Source organism: Pseudescherichia sp. L3, assembly GCF_024656065.1.
Classification (GTDB): Bacteria; Pseudomonadota; Gammaproteobacteria; order Enterobacterales; family Enterobacteriaceae; genus Pseudescherichia.
In genome coordinates this window covers 481954-497659 of the sequence record NZ_JANKYC010000001.1, presented here as the reverse complement: position 1 = coordinate 497659, position 15706 = coordinate 481954, and the positions used below count along the sequence as shown (strand labels likewise).

Sequence of the window (15706 nt, the reverse complement as noted above, 5' to 3'; positions counted from 1 at the left end):
CATTCATTAACAAAATAATTCTCCGGCTGCATAGACATGCTCAAAAAACCGACATAATATTAATCAATCGATTGATTAATTTTTTGCGACGCTATGAATACTATCCCGACCACAACGAAAGGTGAGAACGCGAAGCGTCAGCTTATTGCCGCCGCCCTTGCCCAGTTTGGCGAATACGGTCTGCACGCCACGACCCGCGATATCGCCGCGCAGGCTGGACAGAACATCGCGGCAATCCCCTACTACTTCGGGTCGAAAGAGGATCTCTATCTCGCCTGCGCCGACTGGATCGCCGACTTTATTGGCAGCCAGTTTCAGCCGATGGTGGAGGCCGCCGCCGCGCTGCTTAGCGCCCCGGTGCCGGATCGGGATGCTATTCGCCAGCTGATCCTTAACGCCTGCGGCAATATGATCCAGCTCCTGACCCAGGACGATACGCTGAGCCTGAGCAAGTTTATCTCGCGGGAACAGCTCTCCCCCACCGCGGCCTATCAGCGGGTTCACGATCGCGTCATTGCGCCTATGCACACCCACCTGACCGAGCTTATCGCCGCCTATACCGGCCGCGATCCCGCTGATACCCAGACCATCTTGCACACCCACGCCCTGCTGGGGCAGGTGCTCGCCTTCCGTCTGGGTCGGGAGACCATTTTGCTCCGTACCGGCTGGACACAGTTTGATGAGAGTAGCGTCGCGCAGATTAATGAGGTTATCGCCTGCCATCTTGATCTGATCCTGTCTGGACTAACGCAAAGGAGCCTGAAGCCATGAAAAAACCCGTCATCGCCCTGCTGGCGGTGGTTGTTGTCATCGCTGCCGCCGTCGGCGGCTGGCTGTGGTATCAAAGCCAGCAGGAGCGCGGTTTGACCCTCTACGGCAACGTCGATATCCGCACGGTCAATATGAGCTTTCGCGTGGGCGGCCGCCTCGCGTCCCTTGCCGTTGACGAAGGGGATGCGATTAAAGCTGGTCAGGTATTGGGAACGCTGGATAAAGCGCCCTATGAAAATGCGCTGATGCAGGCCAAAGCGAGCGTCGCCGTTGCCCAGGCGCAGTACGACCTGATGCAGGCGGGCTATCGCGACGAGGAGATCGCCCAGACCGAGGCGGCGGTGCGACAGGCCAAAGCCGCCTACGACTACGCACAGAACTTCTATGCCCGCCAGCAGGGGCTATGGAAAAGCCGCACCATCTCCGCCAACGATCTGGAAAACGCTCGCTCGTCCCGGGATCAGGCCCGGGCGACGCTGAAATCTGCCGAGGATAAGCTGAGCCAGTACCGCACCGGCAATCGCCCGCAGGATATCGCTCAGGCGAAGGCCAGCCTGGAACAGGCCCAGGCCCAGCTGGCACAGGCCGAACTGGATCTGCATGATACCACCCTGGTCGCGCCTGCTGACGGCACGCTGATGACGCGCGCCGTGGAGCCTGGCAGCATGCTCAATGCGGGTAGCACCGTGCTGACCCTGTCGCTCACCCGCCCGGTATGGGTGCGTGCCTATATTGATGAACCTAACCTGGGCCGGGCTAAACCCGGCAGCGAACTGCTGCTCTATACCGACGGCCGCCCGGACAGGCCATATCACGGCAAGGTAGGTTTCGTCTCCCCCACCGCCGAATTCACGCCGAAAACCGTGGAAACGCCGGATCTGCGCACCGATCTGGTCTATCGCCTGCGCATTATTGTTACCGACGCCGATGACGCCCTGCGCCAGGGGATGCCAATCACCGTTCGGTTTAACGATGGGCAGCGCAATGAGTGACACGGCGATCCAGCTTAATGGCCTGGTAAAACGCTTTGCCGGCATGGAGAAGCCCGCCGTCGCGCCCCTGACCTGTACCATCCAGAGCGGGTACGTCACCGGGCTGGTCGGCCCCGACGGGGCGGGTAAAACCACGCTGATGCGCATGCTTGCCGGACTGCTCAAGCCCGACGCGGGCAGCGCCCGCGTGCTGGGTCTCGATCCCATTCACGACGATCGCGCCCTGCACGCCTCGCTGGGCTATATGCCGCAGAAGTTCGGCCTGTACGAAGATCTGACCGTAATGGAGAACCTGACCTTGTACGCCGATCTGCGCAGCGTGGTGGGTGAGACGCGGCAGAAAACCTTTGCCCGGCTGCTGGAATTTACCGCCCTCGGTCCCTTTACCAACCGGCTGGCGGGCAAGCTCTCCGGCGGGATGAAGCAGAAGCTGGGCCTGGCCTGTACCCTGGTGGGCGAACCGAAAGTGCTGCTGCTGGATGAACCCGGCGTCGGCGTGGATCCGATTTCCCGCCGCGAGCTGTGGCAGATGGTACACGAGCTGGCGGGCGAAGGGATGCTGATCCTCTGGAGTACCTCCTATCTTGATGAAGCCGAGCAGTGCCGCGACGTGCTGCTGCTCAACGAAGGGGAGCTGCTGTATCAGGGCCAGCCCACCACCCTGACCCAGAGCATGGCCGGGCGCAGCTTTCTGCTGCACAGCCCGCAGGAGTCCAACCGCAGGCTGCTGCGGCGGGTGCTGAGGCTGCCCCAGGTGAGCGACGGTATGATCCAGGGTCGCTCGGTGCGCCTGATCCTCAAGAAAGAGGCCAGCGCAGAGGATATTCGCCGCGCGGAGGGGATGCCGGAGATTGAGATAGCCGAAACCACGCCGCGCTTTGAAGATGCGTTTATCGACCTGCTTGGCGGGGCGGGAACCCAGGAGTCACCTCTCGGGGCGATCCTGCATACCGTGGAGGGATCGCCGGAGGAGACGGTGATTGAGGCAAAATCGCTGACCAAAAAATTTGGTGATTTTGCGGCGACGGATAACGTCGATTTTGCCGTGAAGCGCGGCGAGATCTTCGGCCTGCTGGGACCAAACGGTGCAGGCAAATCCACCACCTTTAAGATGATGTGCGGCCTGCTGGTTCCCACCGCCGGTAAGGCGCTGGTGCTGGGCATGGATCTCAAGGTCAGCTCTGGCAAAGCCCGCCAGCGGCTGGGCTATATGGCGCAGAAGTTCTCTCTCTACGGCAACCTCACCGTGGAGCAGAACCTGCGCTTCTTCTCCGGGGTCTACGGCCTGCGCGGGCGGGCGCAGAACGAGAAGATCGCCCGCATGAGCGAGGCGTTTAGCCTGACCAGCATCGCCTCCCACGCCACTGACGCCCTGCCGCTGGGCTTCAAGCAGCGGCTGGCGCTGGCCTGCTCGCTGATGCACGAGCCGGACATCCTGTTTCTTGACGAGCCGACTTCCGGCGTCGATCCCCTTACCCGCCGCGAGTTCTGGCTGCATATCAACAGCATGGTAGAGAAAGGTGTTACCGTGATGGTGACCACCCACTTTATGGATGAGGCAGAGTATTGCGACCGCATCGGGCTGGTCTATCGCGGGAAGCTGATCGCCCATGGCACGCCGGACGATCTGAAAGCCCAGGCCGCAGACGCTGAACAGGCGGACCCAACCATGGAGCAGGCGTTTATTCGGCTGATCAACCGCTGGGATAAGGAGCATACCGATGAGCGCTAGCGCAGTGTCATGGCGGCGGGTACGCGCCCTGTGCGTTAAAGAGACGCGGCAGATCGTCCGCGACCCCAGCAGCTGGCTGATTGCAGTGCTGATCCCGCTCCTGCTGCTGTTTATTTTCGGCTACGGCATTAATCTCGACTCCAGCCGTCTGCGGGTTGGGATCCTGCTGGAGCAGCGCAGCGAAGAGGCGCTAGACTTCGCTCACGCCATGACCGGCTCACCCTATATTGATGCCACTATCAGCGACAGCCGTCAGGAATTAATTGCCAAAATGCAGGCCGGACGCATACGCGGCATGGTGGTGATCCCGGTGGATTTCGCCGCCAACATGGCACGCCCTGGCGTTGATGCTCCCATTCAGGTGATTACCGACGGCAGCGAGCCGAACACCGCCAACTTCGTGCAGGGCTACACGGAGGGGATCTGGCAGCTGTGGCAGATGCAACGGGCGGAAGATCGGGGCGAAACGTTTGAGCCGCTGATCGACGTCCAGACCCGCTACTGGTTTAACCCCGCCGCCATCAGCCAGCACTTTATTATTCCCGGCGCGGTGACCATCATTATGACGGTGATCGGGGCCATCCTGACCTCGCTGGTGATCGCCCGCGAATGGGAGCGTGGCACCATGGAGGCCCTGCTCTCGACGGAGGTGACCCGCGTAGAGCTGCTGCTCTGCAAGCTGATCCCCTACTACTTCCTCGGCATGCTGGCGATGCTGCTCTGCATGCTGGTCTCGGTGTTTATCCTCGGCGTGCCCTACCGGGGCTCGCTGATCCTGCTGTTTTTTATCAGCAGCCTGTTTTTGCTCAGCACGCTGGGGATGGGGCTGCTTATCTCCACCGTGACCCGCAACCAGTTTAACGCCGCGCAGGTGGCGCTCAACGCCGCGTTTCTGCCGTCGATTATGCTGTCGGGCTTTATCTTTCAGATCGACAGCATGCCGGCGGTGATCCGCGCGGTAACGTGGATTATTCCGGCGCGCTATTTCGTCAGCACCCTACAAAGCCTGTTTCTGGCTGGCAATATCCCGGTGGTGCTGATTGTAAATACGCTGTTTTTGCTGGCGTCGGCGGTGATGTTTATCGGCCTGACATGGCTGAAAACCAAACGGCGACTGGATTAAGGAGCACATATGTTTCACCGCTTATGGACGCTGATTCGCAAAGAGCTGCAATCCCTGCTGCGGGAGCCGCAGACGCGGGCGATCCTGATTGTTCCGGTGCTGATCCAGGTGCTGCTGTTCCCCTTTGCCGCTACCCTTGAGGTGACCAACGCCACCATCGCCATCTACAGCGAAGATAGCGGCAGGCATTCGGTGGAGCTGACCCAGCGCTTTGCCCGCGCCAAAGCCTTTACCCACGTTCTGCTGCTACACAGCCCGCAGGCGATCCGGCCCACCCTCGATACGCAAAAGGCGCTGCTGCTGGTACGCTTCCCGGCAGACTTCTCACGCAATCTCGATACCTTCCAGCCTGCGCCGATGCAGCTGCTGCTCGACGGGCGTAACTCCAACAGCGCGCAGATTGCCGCTAACTATCTTCAGCAGGTGGTCAAAGAGTATCAGCAGGAGCTGATGGCGGGAAAAGTGAAGCCCAACAACAGCGAGCTGGTGGTGCGTAACTGGTATAACCCCAACCTCGACTATAAATGGTTCGTGGTACCGTCGCTGATCGCCATGATCACCACCATCGGCGTGATGATTGTCACCTCGCTGTCGGTGGCCCGCGAGCGGGAGCAGGGAACGCTGGATCAGCTGCTGGTTTCCCCCCTCGCCACCTGGCAGATTTTTGTCGGCAAGGCGGTCCCGGCCCTGATCGTCGCCACCTTCCAGGCCAGCATCGTGCTGGGGATAGGCATCTGGGCCTATCAGATCCCCTTCGCCGGATCGCTGATGCTCTTCTATTTCACGATGCTGATCTACGGCCTGTCGCTGGTAGGCTTTGGCCTGCTGATCTCCGCGCTATGCGCAACGCAGCAGCAGGCATTTATCGGCGTGTTTGTCTTTATGATGCCGGCGATCCTGCTCTCCGGCTACGTGTCGCCGGTGGAGAATATGCCGGTCTGGCTGCAGCATTTGACGTGGGTGAACCCGATTCGCCACTTCACCGATATCACCAAGCAGATCTATCTGAAGGATGCGAGTCTGGATATTGTCTGGGGAAGCCTGTGGCCGCTGCTGGTTATCGCGGCCACAACGGGATCAGTGGCCTACGCGATGTTCAGGCGGAACGTTGCGTAGCTTCTTATCTTTGGTCAGCAGGGAGAGCACCGCTGGCCCGGCAAGGATCGCCAGCCCTACCGGCGCGAGCAGCAGATCGTTGTGCAGAACGCGGGAGAGCAGCCACAGCGCAATGATGGAGGTACCGAAATACCAGGAGGTGGTCAGCTCCTCAAGAAAATCGCCTACTTCACGCCAGCGCCCGTCATGATGACGTTGCAGAGCCAGCATCAGCAGCACCGTGACGCCGTAAACCACGCACAGGCTCAAGCCGACGCGCACCAGCGCCCCGCTCATCCAGCCCATTACCAGCGCCGCCACGACGATGAAATGCGACACAATCTGCCAGCAACCGAGGCCGGTTGCCACACGAATACGCTGTTGCCACTTCATGGATTTACTCCTGAAGAATTTTATCTGTAATTGAGAGTACCGGACTTTACGGAAAAATCCGTAAGGCCGCATCTTTTTGTGACAGATACTACACTTTATTTCCAACAGGACAGCGTCACTGGCGGGATACAAGATGACAGAACAGAATCAGCCATTCTCTTTAAAAGTACTTACGATTAACACGCACAAGGGTTTCACCGCGTTTAACAAACGCTTTATTTTACCAGAGCTACGCGACGCGGTTCGTACCGTCGGCGCAGATATCGTCTGCCTGCAAGAGGTGATGGGCGCGCACGAGGTGCATCCGCTGCATGTGGAAAACTGGCCCGATACCACCCACTATGAATTTTTGGCCGATACGATGTGGAGCGACTTCGCTTACGGTCGTAACGCCGTCTATCCTGAAGGACATCATGGCAACGCCGTGCTCTCCCGCTATCCGATAGTGCACTATGAGAACCGCGACGTCTCTGTCGATGGCAGCGAGAAACGCGGCCTGCTCTACTGCCGCATTGTGCCGCCGCAGCACAACCGCCCGATTCACGTTATCTGCGTCCACCTGGGCTTACGTGAGGCCCACCGCCAGGCTCAGCTCACGATGCTGGCCGAGTGGGTAAACTCCTTCCCTGAAGGGGAGCCGGTGCTGGTGGCGGGCGACTTTAACGACTGGCGGGTGAAAGCCAACCACCCGCTGAAAAAACAGGCCGGGCTGGAGGAGATCTTCACCCGGGCGAAGGGCCGCCCGGCGCGTACGTTTCCGGTCAGCCTGCCGCTGCTGCGTCTTGACCGTATCTACGTTAAAAACGCTAACGCCAGCGCCCCAGAAGCACTGCCGCTGCGTAACTGGCGTCATTTGTCTGACCATGCCCCACTGAGCGCGGAGATTCACTTATGAAATGCGGATGGCGAGAAGGAAACCGCATCCAGCTGCTGGAGAACGGTGACGAATACTACCCGGCTGTGTTCAAGGCAATCGACAATGCACAGCGTAAGGTGATCCTGGAAACCTTTATCTGGTTTGAAGATGACGTGGGCCGCAAGCTGCACGCGGTGCTGCTGCGTGCTGCCCAGCGCGGAGTGAATATTGAGGTGCTGCTGGATGGCTACGGCTCGCCCGATCTCAGCGATGAGTTCGTCGGCCAGCTCACCGCCGCTGGCGTGGTGTTCCGCTACTACGATCCGCGCCCGCCGCTGTTAGGGATGCGCACCAACGTGTTCCGCCGGATGCACCGTAAGATTGTGGTGATCGACAGTACCGTGGCGTTTGTCGGCGGCATTAACTACTCCGCTGAGCATATGAGCGACTACGGCCCGGAGGCCAAGCAGGACTACGCCGTGCGGGTTGAAGGCCCGGTAGTTGAAGATATTCTTCAGTTCGAACTGGAGAACCTGCCGGAGCACGCCCAGACCCGCCGCTGGTGGCAGCAGCGCCGCCGTCACCAGGCTCCGGATAACCGCAAGCCCGGCGAGGCGCAGGCGCTGTTTGTCTGGCGCGATAATGACGATCACCGGGACGACATTGAGCGCCACTACCTCAAAATGCTGGCCAATGCCAAACGCGAAGTGATCATTGCCAACGCCTACTTCTTCCCCGGCTACCGTCTGCTGCATGCGATGCGCAATGCGGCCCGTCGTGGCGTAACGGTCAAGCTGATCGTCCAGGGCGAGCCGGACATGCCCATTGTTACCGTGGGTGCGCGCCTGCTCTACAACTACCTGGTGAAGGGCGGCGTGCAGGTGTATGAATACCGTCGCCGTCCGCTGCACGGCAAGGTGGCGGTGATGGACGATCACTGGGCCACCGTGGGCTCCAGCAACCTCGATCCCCTCAGCCTGTCGCTTAACCTGGAGGCCAACCTGATTATTCATGACCGTGCCTTTAACCAGACCCTGCGCGACAACCTGAACGGCATTTTGCAGCACGACTGCGTGCGGGTTGATGAAACCATGGTGCCAAAACGCACCTGGTGGAACCTGGCTAAAAGCGTGGTGGTGTTCCACTTCCTGCGAAAATTCCCGGCCATGGTGGGTTGGCTGCCGGCGCATACGCCTAAGCTTTCGCTGGTAAAGCCGCCGGTTCAACCGGAGATGGAGACGCAGGATCGCGTCGATACGGAAAGCAGAGAGGTTAATCCCTGATGAGCAAATCACATCCGCGCTGGCGGCTGGCGAAAAAAATCCTGACCTGGGTCTTCTTTATTGCCGTGACGGTGCTGCTGGTGGTCTATGCCCGTACGGTGGACTGGGGCGACGTGTGGAACGTTATCCGCAACTATAACCGCACGCCGCTGCTGATCTCCGTCGCGCTGGTGGTGGTGAGTTACCTGCTCTACGGCTGCTATGACCTGCTGGCTCGCGCCTACTGCGGACACAAGCTGGCGGCGCGCCAGGTGATGCTGGTGTCGTTTGTCTGCTATGCCTTTAACCTGACCCTCAGCACCTGGGTGGGCGGCATTGGCATGCGCTATCGCCTCTACTCTCGCCTCGGCCTGCCCAGCAGCACTATCACCCGCATCTTCTCGCTAAGCATTACCACCAACTGGCTGGGCTACATTCTGCTGGGGGGGATCATCTTCTCCTTTGGCATTGTTCAGCTGCCCTCGCACTGGTACATCGACGAGGGCACGCTGCGTATCGTTGGCGTCGTGCTGCTGCTGATGATCGCCGCTTACCTCTGGTTCTGCGCCTTTGCCAAACGTCGGCATATGACGGTGAAGGGCCAGAAGCTGGTGCTGCCGTCGTTTAAATTTGCTATTGCACAGATGGTGATCTCCAGCGCTAACTGGATGGCGATGGGGGCGATTATCTGGCTGCTGCTGGGCCAGGAGGTGAACTACTTCTTCGTGCTGGGCGTGCTGCTGGTGAGTAGTATTGCAGGGGTCATTATCCATATCCCGGCGGGGATTGGCGTGCTGGAGGCAGTGTTTATCGCGCTGCTGGCGGGGGAGCACGTCTCGCACGGCAAGATCATCGCCGCCCTGCTTGCCTATCGCATGCTCTACTACTTCCTGCCGCTGATGCTGGCGCTGGTGTGCTATCTGGTGCTGGAGAGCCGGGCGAAAAAGCTGCGGGCGAAGAACGAAGAGGCGATGCAGAAGTAACGAGAGAAGAGAGTGTAGGCCGGGTGAACGTAGCGCCACCCGGCGTTTTACTTACCGACGGTTGCCAAAAATCCGCAGCAGCATCAGGAACAGGTTGATAAAGTCCAGATAGAGCGTTAGCGCACCGAGGATGGCATATTTACGCAGGTTGCCACTGTCGCTCACGTCGATCTGCTCGCCGATACGCTTAAGTTTCTGCGTGTCATAGGCCGTCAGACCCACGAAGACAATCACCCCGATGTAGGTCACTATCCACATCAGCGTTTCGCTCTTCAGCCAGAAGTTGACCAGCGAGGCCAGCACAATACCAATCAGCGCCATAAACAGCATATTGCCGAAGCCGCTCAGATCACGCCTGGTGGTGTAACCGTAGAGGCTCATGGCACCGAACATGCCGCCGGTCACCACAAAGGTGCTGGCGATGGATGAGTAGGTGTAGACCACAAAGATACTGGCAAGGGTCAGGCCGGTCAGCGCCGAATAGAGCATAAACAGCGTGGTGGCCATCGCCGCGCTAAGCTTGTGCACCAGCCCGGAGAGGACAAACACCAACGCCAACTGAGCGATGATCAGGCCAAAGAAGGTGATTTTGCTGGAGAAGACAAACATCATCACCGCGGGGGTGTTGGCCGCGAACCAGGCGATAAACGCCGTCAGGAACAGCCCGCAGGTCATCCAGCCGTAGACCTGGGCCATGTAGGTTTGCAGCCCGCTGCGGGTCTGGACAATTGAATCGGATCGTGGGAATCGGTCCATGATTAACTCCTGTTAAGTGAACACGCTTCTAAGGGTAACACATCCGGGAAAAAGCGACTTACCAGCGCTTCGCTGCCTGCTGGTCGCTCTCCCGCGCCTCGACCCAGCGATCGCCCTCTTCCGTTGCCTCTCGCTTCCAGAAGGGGGCGCGGGTCTTCAGGTAGTCCATAATATACTCCCCGGCGGCAAAAGCACTCCCGCGATGAACGCTGGTGACGCCGACGAAGACAATCTCATCTCCCGGCCACAGCTCGCCGATGCGGTGAACCACCGTGACGCGGCCCAGCGGCCAACGATCGCGGGCCTGCTGAACAATATCCGCCAGCGTTTTTTCAGTCATGCCAGGGTAGTGCTCCAGGGTCAGGGCGTGCACGCTATCGCCGAGATTGTGGTTACGCACCTTGCCGGTGAACGTCACCACCGCCCCGTCTTCATCGCGTTCCGCCAGCCAGGAATACTCCTCGCCAACGCTAAAGGAAGCATGGCCTACGCGAATGCGCGTTTCGCTCATCTTAGCCTCCGGTTACCGGCGGGAAGAGCGCGACTTCATCGCCGCTCACCACCGGATGGTCAAAGCTCACCAGGGTCTGGTTGACCGCCGCCAGCAGACGCCCCTCTTCCAATGCCAGCGCCCAGCGATCGCCCCGGGCGGCCAGCGCCTGACGCAGGGCTTCAACGCTTTGAAACTCGCTCTCCAGCGTCAGACTATCGCAGCCCACCAGCTCCCGTACCTGGGCAAAAAAGAGCACTTTAATCATCGTTATCCGCCCTGAAATCACCGGATTTGCCACCGCTCTTCGCCAGCAGACGAACCGGGCCAATCACCATATCTTTCTGTACCGCTTTGCACATGTCATAAATGGTCAGCGCCGCCACCGAGGCCGCCGTCAGCGCCTCCATTTCGACGCCGGTTTTCCCGGTCAGACGACATAGAGTGGTAATGCGCACCCGGCTCTGCTCCGGCTGCGCCTCGAGATTCACCTCGACCTTGCTGAGCATCAGCGGATGGCACAGGGGGATCAGCTCCCAGGTACGCTTCGCCGCCTGGATACCGGCAATACGCGCGGTGGCAAAGACGTCGCCCTTGTGGTGACTGCCGTCGATAATCATCGCCAGTGTCTCAGGGAGCATAGTAACAAAGGCTTCCGCCTGCGCTTCTCGCACGGTCTCTGCTTTTGCCGAGACGTCAACCATGTGCGCTTCGCCCGCGGCGTTAATGTGGGTCAGTTGAGACATAGTCTATTTCTTTAAATGAGGGTGGAAATTGCACGGGCGGGTGCGCGCATCGATCTGCGGCGCGATGATATTCTCCCATGCGGTTCGGCAGGCTTTGGTCGAGCCGGGCATCGCAAAAATCAGCGTGTTATTGGCGATGCCGGCCACCGCGCGGGACTGCAGCGTGGCGGTGCCGATCTCTTCAAAAGAGAGCATGCGGAACACCTCGCCAAAGCCTTCAATTTCACGATCGAAAAGCGGCAGCAGCGCCTCTGGGGTCTGGTCACCGGCGGTAAAGCCCGTGCCGCCGTTGATCACAATAACCTGCACCTCGTCGCTGGCGATCCACGCCGAAACCTGAGCCCGAATGGCGTAGCGGTTCTCTTTGACGATGGCTTTCGCCACCACCAGATGCCCCGCGTCATGGGCCGCGTCGCGCAGGAAGTGGCCGGAGGTATCCTCCTCTTCGCCGCGACGGCTGGAAACGGTCAGCACGGCAATGCGTGCCGGGATAAACTCTGCGCTGGCCTGACTCATAAACTGCCTCCTTGTAAGGTCTATCCGCCGATATAGGAAAGGTTTTGCGTGATACCGGTATTGCCCTGATGCAGGAAGTGGGTCTGCTTCTTGTGCGTTAGCGCAGCGGCGATGCGTGCCTCCAGCTCCGCCTGCTGGGTATCTTCCGCCAGCAGATCGCGCAGGCTCACGCCACCGTCGCCAAACAGGCAGAGATGCAGCTTGCCCACCGACGAGACGCGCAGACGATTACAGCTGGCGCAGAAGTCTTTCTCGTAGGGCATGATCAGGCCGATCTCCCCGGTGTAGTCCGGATGGCAAAAGACCTGCGCCGGGCCGTCGCTGCGGCCGCGAAGCTTCTGGATCCAGCCGCGACGCAGCAGCTCATCGCGCAATACCATGCCAGAGAGGTGGTGCTTGCGGAACAGGTCGCTCCCCTCGCCGGTCTCCATCAGCTCAATAAAGCGTAGCTGGATGGGACGGGTCTGGATCCACGCCAGGAAGGTATCAAGCTGATGGTGGTTAACGTCGCGCATCAGCACGGTATTGACCTTGACCTTCTCGAAGCCCGCCTCGAAAGCGGCATCGATACCCTGCATCACCTGGTGGAACTTATCCTGCCCGGTGATGGCGTGAAACTGGCGGGCATCGAGGCTGTCAATGCTGACGTTGATCGCGGTCAGCCCGGCGTCGCGCCAGCTGGCCACGTCCCGCGCCAGGCGGTAGCCGTTAGTGGTCACCGCCAGCTGGCGGATGGCGGCATTCTCCCGCACCGCCGCAATGATCTCGGTAAAGTCGCGGCGCAGCGAGGGTTCCCCGCCGGTCAGCCGCACCTTCTCGGTGCCGAGCGCAGAAAAGGCGCGGGTCACCCGCCGAATTTCATCGAGGGTCAGAAAGCTTTTGTTGGTTACCCCGCCCGGCTTGTAGCCATCGGGCAGGCAGTAGGTGCAACGAAAATTGCACACGTCGGTAATAGACAGACGCAGGTAATAGAACTTACGCGCGAATGCATCGGTAAGCTGTGAGGCCATGTACACCTTTCCAAATACGGGAGATGCAGTCATTTCTTCCTGCACCCTGGTGGCAATTGCCACGGCCAAAGCATCATATCCGGGGACGTAGACGCAGAGGCTAGAGTGTGTGTTTGTAACGCTATAAGTAGCGATAGTAGCGCGATAACGTGATTTTCGCCATCCCCGCCTATCGCTATATAAATTACTATATAGCGTCCTGATCGTGCATTTTCGTTACAGAATACGTGAAAATCAGCCTCTTGCCTTGATATGCATCATTTTCACCCGCTTGGGCCATCGTCTTTTAGTGGTATTTACGTTAACGTAGCGCAGTTTTTTAGCCATTAAGGAAGAGTTATGCGTAGTCGTACGCTTGCGGATCTTGACCGGGTCGTTGCCCTTGGCGGCGGACACGGGTTAGGACGCGTTATGTCCTCGCTGGGGTCGCTGGGTTCAAGGCTGACGGGGATCGTCACCACCACTGATAACGGCGGGTCAACCGGGCGTATTCGTCGCGCCGAGGGCGGCATCGCCTGGGGCGATATGCGTAACTGTTTGAACCAGTTAATTACCGAGCAGAGCGTCGCTTCGGCGATGTTTGAGTACCGTTTTACCGGCAATGGCGAGCTTTCCGGGCATAACCTCGGAAATCTGATGCTAAAGGCGCTGGATCACCTTAGCGTCCGGCCTCTGGAGGCGATCAATTTAATTCGTAACCTGCTTAAGGTCGATGCGTTTCTAATCCCCATGTCGGAGCAGCCGGTAGATCTGATGGCTATCGACAGCGAGGGGCACACGGTCTACGGCGAGGTGAACGTCGACGGGCTGACAACGCCGATTCAGGAGCTGATGCTCTTCCCTTCCGTGCCCGCTACCCGCGAAGCGATAGAGGCCATTGCCGAAGCGGATCTGATCCTGATTGGCCCCGGCAGCTTTTACACCAGCCTGATGCCGCTGGTGCTGCTTGGCGATCTGGCCCAGGCGCTGCGCCGCACGCCTGCCCCGGTGGTCTATATCGACAATCTTGGCAGAGAGCAGAGCGCCGAGGCGGCGCGGATGGATCTGTCCGCCAAGCTGTCCTTGCTGGAGCAGCGCGTTGGCAAGCGGATTGTGGATGCCGTGGTGGTCGGGCCCGAGGCGGAAACGGCGGCGCTCAGCGATCGCCTTGTGGTGCAGGAGGCGCTGGAGGCCAGCGATGTTCCCCATCATCACGATCGCCATCTGCTACGCGTTGCGCTGGAGCAGGCCGTCCAGCGGCTGGGGTGACGTTTACCCCTTCCAGACTTTTCTGAAGATCTTAAGGTTGCCTTAACCCTCTTCTGTGAGCATACGCAGCATACTCTTTTCAGGAAGTTATGTATGCGTATGTTCCCGTTCTACAGGCCAGCCTTAGGGCGCATGACCTTTATCATCCTGTTCTCATTTTATATCGCCGTTGCGCTGAACCTTGTCTTTTATCATCAGGCCTGGACGCTGCTGGCGGTGCACTCGCCGTGGTCGCTGGCGGTATTCTTATCGATGCCGATCGTGACCTTTTGCGTGATCAACATCCTGACCACCCTGGCCTCGTTTATCTGGCTGGATCGGCTGCTGATCTGCCTGTTTGTTGTGCTCTGCGCGGCAACCCAGTTCTTTATCTGGACCTACGGCGTGATTATCGACCGGACGATGATCGCCAACATTCTTGATACCACTCCCGCAGAGAGCTTTGCGTTGATGACGCCGCAGCTGCTGCTGACGGTAGGCATCTCCGGGGTGCTGATGGCCATACTGGCCTGCTGGCTGCGGATCAAAAAATCCCCTTCCGGCTGGCGTAGCGTGCTGATCCGCGGCGCGAATATTCTCGTGTCGGTCGCCGTGGTGCTGGTGATAGCGCTCTTTTTCTATAAGGACTACGCCTCGCTGTTTCGTAACAACCGCGAGCTGGTGAAGTCCCTTGGGCCATCTAACAGCATTACCGCCGCTTACTCCTACTATAAGCACCACCGCATGGATAACCTGCCGCTGGTGAAGCTCGGAGGAGATGCCACGCGGGTGCCGCAGATGCATCAGGGCACGAAGAAGAATTTAACCATTCTGGTGGTGGGCGAAACCTCACGGGCAGAAGATTTCTCTCTCTCCGGCTACGGGCGTGAAACAAATCCACGGCTTAAGCAGGATAACGTGGTCTATTTCCCACAGACCAGCTCCTGCGGCACGGTGACGGCGGTCTCCGTTCCCTGCATGTTCTCCGGGATGGCGCGCAAAAACTACGATGAGCAGCTTGCTCACCACCGGGAAGGGCTCTTAGATATCATCCAGCGCGCGGGTGTTCAGGTGCTGTGGAACGAAAACGACGGCGGCTGTAAAGGGGCCTGCGATCGGGTTCCTCATCAGGACGTTACCCAGCTTAATCTGGCCGACCTCTGCAAGGCGGGGGAGTGCGAGGACGATATTCTGTTCCACGGTCTGGCGCAGTACATCGATACGTTACAGGGCGACGGGCTGATCGTTCTGCATACCATCGGCAGCCACGGCCCAACCTATTACGAACGCTATCCGCCGCAGTTCAAAAAATTTACTCCGACCTGCGATACCAACGAAATCCAGACCTGTTCGCAACAACAGCTTAAAAATACATACGATAATACGGTACTGTATGTCGATTATGTCGTCGATAAAGCAATAAAGTTGTTGCAGGCGCAGCAGGATAAGTTTACCACCAGCCTGGTTTACCTCTCCGATCACGGCGAGTCCTTAGGCGAAAATGGCGTCTATCTGCATGGCCTGCCTTACGCCATTGCGCCGGAGTCACAGAAACATGTGCCGATGCTGATCTGGCTATCGCCCGATTTCAAGCAGCGCTACCGGGTAAGTGAGTCGTGCCTGCAAAAACGTGCTGCCAGCGAATCTTTTTCGCAGGACAATCTGTTTTCAACCATGCTGGGCATTACGGGCGTGCAAACCCACGTATACCAGCCAGCCGATGATATTCTGGCCGCCTGCAGGGAGTCATAGTG

General features: G+C 59.0%; 17 protein-coding genes and 1 riboswitch. Of the genes, 10 read left to right on the top strand and 7 right to left on the bottom strand.

What is annotated here, in order from left to right; genetic code table 11:
* Positions 1-93 precede the first annotated feature (93 nt).
* Genes cecR through NR795_RS02445 form a run of 5 tightly spaced genes read left to right on the top strand, consistent with a single transcriptional unit; the run spans position 94 to position 5734 of the window.
* Positions 94-771: a transcriptional regulator CecR gene (cecR, locus tag NR795_RS02465; RefSeq protein ID WP_257756991.1), complete on the top strand. Its 678-nt coding sequence runs from the start codon at positions 94-96 to the stop codon at positions 769-771.
* Complete coding sequence (hlyD, locus tag NR795_RS02460) at positions 768-1763, top strand: secretion protein HlyD (RefSeq protein WP_144813342.1); 996 nt, start codon at positions 768-770, stop codon at positions 1761-1763. The genes cecR and hlyD overlap by 4 nt, the downstream gene beginning before the upstream one ends.
* Positions 1756-3495 carry an ATP-binding cassette domain-containing protein gene (locus NR795_RS02455; RefSeq protein WP_144813344.1) on the top strand — a complete coding sequence of 580 codons (1740 nt, stop codon included), beginning with the start codon at positions 1756-1758 and terminating at the stop codon, positions 3493-3495. Before hlyD ends, NR795_RS02455 begins: the two co-directional genes overlap by 8 nt.
* Positions 3485-4618: an ABC transporter permease gene (locus tag NR795_RS02450; protein WP_257756988.1), complete on the top strand. Its 1134-nt coding sequence runs from the start codon at positions 3485-3487 to the stop codon at positions 4616-4618. The genes NR795_RS02455 and NR795_RS02450 overlap by 11 nt, the downstream gene beginning before the upstream one ends.
* Positions 4619-4627: 9 nt before the next feature.
* Entirely contained in the window at positions 4628-5734 is a 1107-nt protein-coding gene (locus NR795_RS02445; RefSeq protein WP_144813350.1) for an ABC transporter permease, read from the top strand.
* Here NR795_RS02445 and NR795_RS02440 read toward each other — a convergent pair.
* Entirely contained in the window at positions 5696-6106 is a 411-nt protein-coding gene (locus NR795_RS02440) for a YbhQ family protein (protein ID WP_222889955.1), read from the bottom strand. The two genes, NR795_RS02445 and NR795_RS02440, sit on opposite strands and share 39 nt — an antisense overlap.
* Before the next feature lie 133 nt (positions 6107-6239).
* On the opposite strand from NR795_RS02440, the gene NR795_RS02435 reads away from it, so the two are divergent.
* The 3 genes from NR795_RS02435 to NR795_RS02425 are packed head-to-tail and all read left to right on the top strand — an operon-like array spanning position 6240 to position 9207.
* Entirely contained in the window at positions 6240-7001 is a 762-nt protein-coding gene (locus NR795_RS02435) for an endonuclease/exonuclease/phosphatase family protein (RefSeq protein WP_144813358.1), read from the top strand.
* On the top strand, positions 6998-8245 hold the full coding sequence (gene clsB, locus NR795_RS02430; protein WP_144813361.1) for a cardiolipin synthase ClsB: 1248 nt from the start codon (positions 6998-7000) through the stop codon (positions 8243-8245). Before NR795_RS02435 ends, clsB begins: the two co-directional genes overlap by 4 nt.
* A complete protein-coding gene (locus NR795_RS02425; protein WP_144813365.1) occupies positions 8245-9207 on the top strand; it encodes a YbhN family protein in 963 nt (320 codons plus the stop codon). Before clsB ends, NR795_RS02425 begins: the two co-directional genes overlap by 1 nt.
* 51 nt (positions 9208-9258) lie before the next feature.
* Here the strand turns inward: NR795_RS02425 and NR795_RS02420 are convergent, their stop codons facing one another.
* The 6 genes from NR795_RS02420 to moaA all read right to left on the bottom strand — a co-directional run bounded on the left by NR795_RS02420 (position 9259) and on the right by moaA (position 12725).
* Entirely contained in the window at positions 9259-9963 is a 705-nt protein-coding gene (locus NR795_RS02420; RefSeq protein WP_144813368.1) for a Bax inhibitor-1/YccA family protein, read from the bottom strand.
* Positions 9964-10021: 58 nt separating this feature from the next.
* On the bottom strand, positions 10022-10474 hold the full coding sequence (gene moaE / locus NR795_RS02415; RefSeq protein ID WP_144813372.1) for a molybdopterin synthase catalytic subunit MoaE: 453 nt from the start codon (positions 10472-10474) through the stop codon (positions 10022-10024).
* Between the two features lies 1 nt (position 10475).
* Positions 10476-10721, bottom strand: a complete 246-nt coding sequence (gene moaD, locus NR795_RS02410; RefSeq protein ID WP_042392254.1) for a molybdopterin synthase sulfur carrier subunit — start codon at positions 10719-10721, stop codon at positions 10476-10478.
* The gene (gene moaC / locus NR795_RS02405) at positions 10714-11199 is read right to left on the bottom strand and encodes a cyclic pyranopterin monophosphate synthase MoaC (protein ID WP_042392252.1); all 486 of its coding nucleotides are present in this window, start codon (positions 11197-11199) and stop codon (positions 10714-10716) included. The genes moaD and moaC overlap by 8 nt, the downstream gene beginning before the upstream one ends.
* A gap of 3 nt (positions 11200-11202) precedes the next feature.
* Positions 11203-11715, bottom strand: a complete 513-nt coding sequence (moaB, locus tag NR795_RS02400) for a molybdenum cofactor biosynthesis protein B (protein WP_257756986.1) — start codon at positions 11713-11715, stop codon at positions 11203-11205.
* 20 nt (positions 11716-11735) lie between these two features.
* Positions 11736-12725 carry a GTP 3',8-cyclase MoaA gene (moaA, locus tag NR795_RS02395; RefSeq protein ID WP_144813379.1) on the bottom strand — a complete coding sequence of 330 codons (990 nt, stop codon included), beginning with the start codon at positions 12723-12725 and terminating at the stop codon, positions 11736-11738.
* Positions 12713-12845: riboswitch (molybdenum cofactor riboswitch) on the bottom strand. Its footprint overlaps the gene before it by 13 nt.
* Before the next feature lie 219 nt (positions 12846-13064).
* Between moaA and yvcK the strand changes: the two genes are divergently transcribed.
* Both yvcK and eptA read left to right on the top strand, forming a co-directional pair.
* Positions 13065-13973 (top strand): uridine diphosphate-N-acetylglucosamine-binding protein YvcK, encoded by a 909-nt coding sequence (gene yvcK / locus NR795_RS02390; RefSeq protein ID WP_257756985.1) that lies wholly within the window; start codon positions 13065-13067, stop codon positions 13971-13973.
* Positions 13974-14066: 93 nt separating this feature from the next.
* Positions 14067-15704, top strand: a complete 1638-nt coding sequence (eptA, locus tag NR795_RS02385; protein WP_257756982.1) for a phosphoethanolamine transferase EptA — start codon at positions 14067-14069, stop codon at positions 15702-15704.
* Positions 15705-15706 lie beyond the last annotated feature (2 nt).

What these genes read in the sequence shown, in the direction of transcription:
- NR795_RS02420 (WP_144813368.1), bottom strand. Translation starts at nt 9,963, where the DNA reads ATGGACCGATTCCCACGATCCGATTCAATTGTCCAGACCCGCAGCGGG.
- eptA (WP_257756982.1), top strand. Translation starts at nt 14,067, where the DNA reads ATGCGTATGTTCCCGTTCTACAGGCCAGCCTTAGGGCGCATGACCTTT.
- moaD (WP_042392254.1), bottom strand. Translation starts at nt 10,721, where the DNA reads ATGATTAAAGTGCTCTTTTTTGCCCAGGTACGGGAGCTGGTGGGCTGC.
- NR795_RS02425 (WP_144813365.1), top strand. Translation starts at nt 8,245, where the DNA reads ATGAGCAAATCACATCCGCGCTGGCGGCTGGCGAAAAAAATCCTGACC.
- NR795_RS02435 (WP_144813358.1), top strand. Translation starts at nt 6,240, where the DNA reads ATGACAGAACAGAATCAGCCATTCTCTTTAAAAGTACTTACGATTAAC.
- yvcK (WP_257756985.1), top strand. Translation starts at nt 13,065, where the DNA reads ATGCGTAGTCGTACGCTTGCGGATCTTGACCGGGTCGTTGCCCTTGGC.
- NR795_RS02440 (WP_222889955.1), bottom strand. Translation starts at nt 6,106, where the DNA reads ATGAAGTGGCAACAGCGTATTCGTGTGGCAACCGGCCTCGGTTGCTGG.
- NR795_RS02450 (WP_257756988.1), top strand. Translation starts at nt 3,485, where the DNA reads ATGAGCGCTAGCGCAGTGTCATGGCGGCGGGTACGCGCCCTGTGCGTT.
- NR795_RS02445 (WP_144813350.1), top strand. Translation starts at nt 4,628, where the DNA reads ATGTTTCACCGCTTATGGACGCTGATTCGCAAAGAGCTGCAATCCCTG.
- hlyD (WP_144813342.1), top strand. Translation starts at nt 768, where the DNA reads ATGAAAAAACCCGTCATCGCCCTGCTGGCGGTGGTTGTTGTCATCGCT.
- moaA (WP_144813379.1), bottom strand. Translation starts at nt 12,725, where the DNA reads ATGGCCTCACAGCTTACCGATGCATTCGCGCGTAAGTTCTATTACCTG.
- cecR (WP_257756991.1), top strand. Translation starts at nt 94, where the DNA reads ATGAATACTATCCCGACCACAACGAAAGGTGAGAACGCGAAGCGTCAG.
- moaB (WP_257756986.1), bottom strand. Translation starts at nt 11,715, where the DNA reads ATGAGTCAGGCCAGCGCAGAGTTTATCCCGGCACGCATTGCCGTGCTG.
- moaE (WP_144813372.1), bottom strand. Translation starts at nt 10,474, where the DNA reads ATGAGCGAAACGCGCATTCGCGTAGGCCATGCTTCCTTTAGCGTTGGC.
- moaC (WP_042392252.1), bottom strand. Translation starts at nt 11,199, where the DNA reads ATGTCTCAACTGACCCACATTAACGCCGCGGGCGAAGCGCACATGGTT.
- clsB (WP_144813361.1), top strand. Translation starts at nt 6,998, where the DNA reads ATGAAATGCGGATGGCGAGAAGGAAACCGCATCCAGCTGCTGGAGAAC.
- NR795_RS02455 (WP_144813344.1), top strand. Translation starts at nt 1,756, where the DNA reads ATGAGTGACACGGCGATCCAGCTTAATGGCCTGGTAAAACGCTTTGCC.